The sequence below is a fragment of the Streptococcus danieliae genome (assembly GCF_013415245.1).
Lineage (GTDB): Bacteria > Bacillota > Bacilli > Lactobacillales > Streptococcaceae > Streptococcus > Streptococcus danieliae_A.
The window spans coordinates 1-6504 of the sequence record NZ_JACBXX010000055.1 but is presented as its reverse complement, the minus strand read 5'-3'; the positions used below and the strand labels follow the sequence as shown (position 1 = coordinate 6504).

The 6504-nt window shown below is 46.2% G+C and carries 7 protein-coding genes; all 7 read right to left on the bottom strand.

All coding sequences use genetic code 11. The annotated features are described in order from the left end of the window. A partial coding sequence (locus HZY94_RS01495; RefSeq protein WP_257151889.1) for a reverse transcriptase domain-containing protein occupies positions 1-368 on the bottom strand: 368 nt, incomplete at its 3' end. A gap of 563 nt (positions 369-931) precedes the next feature. After that, on the bottom strand, positions 932-2455 hold the full coding sequence (locus HZY94_RS01490; protein ID WP_179924725.1) for an amidase family protein: 1524 nt from the start codon (positions 2453-2455) through the stop codon (positions 932-934). A gap of 75 nt (positions 2456-2530) precedes the next feature. Beyond that, positions 2531-3508, bottom strand: a complete 978-nt coding sequence (locus HZY94_RS01485; protein WP_179924724.1) for a PhoH family protein — start codon at positions 3506-3508, stop codon at positions 2531-2533. A gap of 61 nt (positions 3509-3569) precedes the next feature. Further along, complete coding sequence (locus tag HZY94_RS01480; RefSeq protein WP_160332891.1) at positions 3570-3785, bottom strand: YozE family protein; 216 nt, start codon at positions 3783-3785, stop codon at positions 3570-3572. Continuing rightward, on the bottom strand, positions 3778-4650 hold the full coding sequence (cvfB, locus tag HZY94_RS01475) for an RNA-binding virulence regulatory protein CvfB (RefSeq protein WP_179924723.1): 873 nt from the start codon (positions 4648-4650) through the stop codon (positions 3778-3780). The genes HZY94_RS01480 and cvfB overlap by 8 nt, the downstream gene beginning before the upstream one ends. A 52-nt stretch (positions 4651-4702) precedes the next feature. After that, a complete protein-coding gene (frr, locus tag HZY94_RS01470; protein ID WP_179924722.1) occupies positions 4703-5260 on the bottom strand; it encodes a ribosome recycling factor in 558 nt (185 codons plus the stop codon). A gap of 3 nt (positions 5261-5263) precedes the next feature. Continuing rightward, on the bottom strand, positions 5264-6001 hold the full coding sequence (gene pyrH / locus HZY94_RS01465; RefSeq protein ID WP_179924721.1) for a UMP kinase: 738 nt from the start codon (positions 5999-6001) through the stop codon (positions 5264-5266). Between the last annotated feature and the right edge of the window lie 503 nt (positions 6002-6504).

Sequence of the window (6504 nt, the reverse complement as noted above, 5' to 3'; positions counted from 1 at the left end):
TGAATAATAGCTGTCTCACAAGAGCGATTGGGACGAAAGCCATAACTATACTCTGAGAAGTGTCTTTCACAGATTGGACTGATGGTTTGAACAATCGCTTGTTGTACCATTCTGTCCATGACTGTAGGGATTCCAAGATTTCGGACGCCACCATTTGGCTTAGGAATTTCAACTCGTAAAACTGGTTGAGGTTTGTACTTCCTCTGCTTTATAAGTTCCTTGGTTTCTCGCCAATGTTGCCGTAGGAAATTATCCATTTCCTCAATGGTAACTCCGTCGATACCAGCAGAACCCTTGTTTCTTTTTACCTGATGATAGGCTTCAAGCATATTGTTCCGAGATAATATCTTATCTAGCAATTCTGACATGTGCGTATTCCTTTCTTGTTTCGGTGTCTGAGGGACATCTTAGATTCGTGAACCTTCTCCTAGTCAATACGTGACCGTCTCCAGTTCTATCAGACCGTTCTTTTACAGACACAAGTGAAGTAGGATTACTTCGGTTAATTGTTCGCCCCTTCGCTCCATTTCCATTACAGAAACTTCATCACTACTATGGGTTCGGCTGACTTCTCATGATTCGTTGTTACTACGTCTACGACGCTCATGAGACCTCACGGGATAAGTCGTATATCTTTCCTCGTTTACTCTCGTGATCTACGCATATAGGTTACGACTACCTTTTGGGACTTTAGAGTTTTCAGCCTCCTCATCCACTACATACGCCTTCATATCACATTTCTGTTCGTAGAGCCACGATTTCGCTATCCCTTCCTCTCCCCGCTACCTCACGATAGTCAGGCTTGGGAGTCGCTATTGGGTTCACCGGTAGCAGGTGCCCACAGAGGACTTGCACCTCAGATATACGACATGCCCGTCGTACTGAAAAAACCTTGCCTCTCGAAAATAGGGGCAAGGTTTTTGTAAATCTTTTAGGATTCCTGCTCTCCCGGTAAGGCGCGGAGTTGGGTTAACTGTTCAAAGCTGTAGGCGATCTGGATGACTTTTTCATCCTGGCCTGCTTTTGCAAGGAAGGTGGCACCGACAGGTGTTCCCTCTTGTAGGCCAAAGGGAACGGTGAGTTCCGGTGCGCCTGCACCGGCTGCTAGGTGGGCATAATAGTTGTCCTTGGCGACCAGTACATCCAGCTTCTGGTCGTCGATAGCCTGATTGAGGCTGTCTGTAGCAATCTGTAAGATGCGTTCAACCTTGGCAGCATCTCGCTTGGGACGGAGGGCTTCTTCCAAGAAGTTTTGACCATAGCGCATCCGAACTTCTGGGTCTTGCTTATTAAAGTCAACCAATTCTTGTAGGGAGCTAATTGGTGCTCCGGAAGTTTCTAGATAATGATTCAAATCTTTTTCCAAATCATTTTTTAGAATAAAGTCGAGGTCAATCTTACTTGTATCAATGTCTAGGGATACAACTTGAGCACCGAGGTTTTTGAGAGTCTGCTCTAGTCGTTTATCAAAGTCTTTGTCTGCTTTTAAGAGACCGATTCTTTTTCCTTTGATAAAGTCCTTGTCCAGAGAAAGGGAGCTTGTTTTACCCGTGGCCGCACGGTAGGTTAGGAAGGCATCTTTCACTGTTTTTGTAATGGGTCCAACGGTGTCTAGAGTATAAGTGATGGGGATAACACCTTCACCACTGATGGCACCACGGGTAGGTTTATAGCCGACAACCGAATTGATGGCGGCGGGAGCAACGATGGAGCCAGAGGTTTCTGTTCCGAGGCTGACTGCTACTAAATCGGTCGCCATGGCGACGGCACTGCCAGAGCTGGAACCCAAGGGGCTCAATACGAGGGGATTGAAGGGATTGGTTGTCTGGCCCTTTTTGGCGCTATAGCCACTGGGATTTTTCTGACTCATGTAATAGGACATTTCAGACAAGTTGGTTTTCCCTAAGATAATCGCGCCATTTTCCAGTAGCTGGTCAACAACCGGAGCATTTTTAGGGGGAATAAAATCTTTGAGAGCATAGGCTCCTGCGCTGGTTGGCAGGTTATTGGTATTGATATTTTCTTTGACCAGAACTGGGATTCCCGCTAAGAGTCGCTCATCTGGCTTTTCATCAAAGGTCCGTGCCTCATCCATGGCTCTTGGATTAATTTCACTCACCGCATTGTTGCCCAACTCACTCTGATCTTTTTCTTTAATGTTTAATAAATAGTAGGCAACCAAATCCTGATGGCGAATCGTCCCTTGGCGCAAGAGTTTTTGTAACTCTCCTAGAGATTTTTGTTCCATCAGCGGGATCTTAGCCCGTAAACCCTCGAGATCAACCCCTTCCAGCTGCTGGTCAATGGCCGCAAGGACCTGCTCATTGCGATAGGCCAGTCGCTCCTCCTTAGCGGGCATGAGGGACTGGAGGTAGAGATAAACAGCTCCCGCTCCAAGGGCTGCACCCCCGACAAGAATCCCTGTTGTCCACAGGGCTATTTTTTTGACATTCATATTGTTCTCCTAATCTTTGATCAATCTCCTCAAGGCTCAAAAATCCCAATCACGCGCGATTGGGATTTTTGAATACTAGGCATCTGAATTTTGTTCCTGCACTTCTTGGGGTTGATAGGCTGAAATAATCTGAGATACCAGGGGATGCCGGACAACGTCTTGGGTTGTTAGATGGATAAAGCCAATGGTTTGTAAATGCTTGAGCTTATCCATCGCATCCAGAAGACCGGATCTTTGTTTATGGGGCAGGTCAATTTGACTAATGTCCCCATTAATAATCATTTTAGAATTAAAACCAAGCCGGGTCAAAAACATTTTCATCTGCATCACCGTTGTATTCTGGGCTTCATCCAAAATCACAAAGGCATCATCCAAGGTCCGTCCCCGCATGTAGGCAAGAGGTGCAATTTCAATGACTTCCCGCTCCAAGAGACGGTTGGTTTGTTCCTTGCCTAAAATCTTATGGAGGGCATCATAAACTGGTCGCAGATAAGGATCAACCTTTTCTTTGAGGTCCCCCGGTAGAAAGCCTAGGCTTTCTCCAGCTTCAACTGCAGGCCGGGTCAAGATAATTCGCTTGACCTGACCACGCTTGAGGGCACGCACAGCTAGAGCAACTGCCAAGAAGGTTTTCCCCGTCCCGGCCGGACCAATCCCAAAGACCACATCCTGGTACTTCACTGCATCGACAAAGAGCTTCTGACCTGGAGTTTTAATCCGAATAGCCTTCCCTTGGAAATCGGTTAAAACCTCTTCTTCATAGAGGGCTACAAACTGATGCAGGCGCCCTTCCTTGGACATATTCATGGCCGTTACAACATCTGTCAAAGCCACCTGCATCCCACGGTTGACCAAGACCTGGAGGACCTGAATAATCGCTTTAGCCTCCAAAGCCTGCTCCTCGGAACCCAGAATCTGCACTCGCTCGGTTCTAGCATGGATGACCACATCCAAGTAGTCCTCCAGCAGTTTCAAATTCCGCTCGTTGGAACCAAACAAGAGCAATAAATCATCCGGATGGTTTAAGGTTAACTCAGTTGAAAATTCTTGCAAACGATTCTCCTTTTTGCTTCTTTGCTATCAGTATAACAAATTCCCAGCCCTTTGTCTTTTCTCAATGGGCCAAATAAGTCTCCCAAATCTGATCAAATTGGCTTAAATTAAAGGCAAAAGAGGCCTCTTCCTCCAAATAACGGCTAATCTGGTCAAAATCACTGCTTTGGCGGGGAAAGGCAGTATCGGTAAAGACCAAATCCGCCAACTCTGCAGCTGCAAGATCGACTTTGGAGTCCCGCTGGGTCATCAGCCAATGGTAGAAGGATCTACGCATGGTCGTCCTCCCCAATCCACTCTGTACCCCACTCATCCTGCTTAATTTTACCAGTCTTCATCAGCCCGCCCAAGGCCTTCTTAAACTGGCCTTTGGAAATACCAAAGGTCTCCTTGATAGCCTGAGGTGAGGACTTGTCATTCAGGGTCATAAAACCACCGTTAGCCTGGAGATATTGGGCAATCATCTGTCCATCATTGGCCAACATCTCATGCGACCGTGGTTTTACAGAGAGATTTAGGGTCCGATCAACTTGCCGGAAACCGATCACTCGAGCATCCAACACCTGCCCCAAACGCGGCTCCGCAAACCGTTCAGTCGGATGAATAAAGCCCAACATATTGTTTTCAGGTAAATAAACAAAGGTCCCCGTCAACTTCAAGCGGTAGACAATAGCCGGCCAAGTTTGATTCTGCATGTTGTCATAGGCCGGTTGAGCCAAACGTTGAAAATCTTCTGGACTAGCTAAAATACCCCAAATCCGCTCCTTGGCATCCACCTCTAAACGAATATAAAGACGATCGCCCTTCTTAGGCCAGAGTTCCTTTAATTCCGGCAGGATATCCAGGGAAACCACCACCTGCTTGTCCGGCAGGCCGGTATCCACAAACACACCCAAATCACGACGAACCTCGGTCACTTGACCCCAACCAAACTGATCGCGATCAGCAGTCACAGGCAACGTCGTTAGCCGCCGCTTCTGTTTCATATCGACATAGGCAAAGCCCTTAACCGAATCTCCCAGGGCATGCGGACCTTCCTTTTTATCCAAGGCATAGGTCTGCACTTCCTTTTGCACATAATAGTACTGGTCATTTTCATCCGTGATCAGACCGACCACATAAGTCGCCAATAAACTTTCCATAGCTTCTCCTTTGTTAAAAAGAGGTTGGCGCAGCCAACCTCCTTCTCCGAACTCAGACTTCTAAGATTTCTTTTTCTTTTCCAGCTGTCATTTCATCAATTTTCTTCACAGCATCGTCTGTTACTTTTTGAATCTCTTTTTCAAGACCTTTCAATTCGTCTTCCGTAATTTCTTTAGCTTTTTCTTGCTTTTTCGCTTCGTCCATAGCATCACGACGGATATTACGGATCGCGATTTTAGCATTTTCACCAACTTTTTTGACTTCTTTTGCCAAGTCACGGCGTGTTTCTTCTGTTAGGGCAGGAATCACCAAGCGGATTACAGAACCATCATTAGCTGGAGTAATTCCAAGATCTGAAGCATTCAAAGCACGCTCAATATCTTTCAAAGAAGATTTATCAAATGGAGTTACCAACAGCACACGCGCTTCCGGAATCGTGATTGAAGCAATCTGGTTAAGAGGTGTTTCGACACCGTAATATTCCACAGTGATACGATCCAAAAGGCTGGCGTTAGCACGACCAGCACGAATCGATGCAAATTCACGCGATAGACTTTGGTGAGACTGGCTCATCCGTTCTTGAGCTTTGGTTACAATTGCGTTAGACATTACTTATTTCTCCTTCTGTGAGTTGTTAGAAACCGTTGTTCCGATTTGCTCTCCAAAAACAACACGGCGAATATTGCCGGCTTCATTCATATTAAAGACCACTAGATCAATATCGTTATCCATAGATAGGCTGGATGCAGTAGAATCCATCACCGCCAAGCCCTTATTCAAAAGATCACGATGGGTTAATTCATCAAACTTAATAGCATCCGCATTTTTACGAGGGTCAGAATTGTAAACCCCGTCAACCCCGTTTTTAGCCATCAAGATCGCTTCCGCTTCAATTTCCGCTGCTCGGAGAGCAGCTGTCGTATCTGTTGAGAAGTAAGGGGAACCCGTTCCCGCTCCGAAAATCACAATCCGACCTTTTTCCAAATGACGAAGCGCCCGCCCCCGAACAAAAGGCTCAGCAACCTGATTCATCGGAATAGCTGTTTGCACACGCGTGTCCACACCCGCTTGTTGCAGCGAATCTGCCATTACCAAGGCATTCATCACAGTCCCCAACATACCAGTGTAGTCTGCCTGCACACGATCCATTCCAGCCCCTGCAGCAGGCTCACCCCGCCAAAGGTTGCCGCCACCAATAACAAGAGCAATCTGCACTCCCGCAGCCTGAACTTCGGCAATCTCTGCTGCCATTTTTTGGACCGTTAAAATATCAATCCCTACACCCCGTTCACCAGCCAAGGCTTCACCGGACAATTTAATCAAGACACGATTGTATTTAGGTTTCACCATCTTACCTCTCCTTTTTTCATCCTATCTATTTTACCACTATAATCACCAGAAAGTCAAAATAGATGAATAATGGATATTACAAGGCTTTATCAGACCAGAACCTTCTGCTATGTTCGACAAAAGTTTTCCTTTAAATGGATCCTCCCCTATTCCTTGGGCATAGGTAGGGTTTCTAGCGAAAGCTCCATTAAATTGATTTTCGCACAATAACCTTGAGGTTCTTCGGCTTCTAGCAAAACCTCGCCCAATGCCTAGAACCCTTCGGCTTCTACGAAGCCTCGCCCAATTCCTTTGGAAATCGGAGACTTCTAGCGAAGTCATTCGCCCAATTCCTGGGCATAGGTAGGGTTTCTAACGAAACCTCCATTAAATTGAAGAGTTTGGGACAAAAGTCTCTCTGACTAAAGCAAAAAAGCAACGGTTTAAGAGCCGTTGCTTTTTTGCTTTATGGAGATAGTCTTGATACAATATAATTACGACAAAATACTGAGAAAGGCTATCCC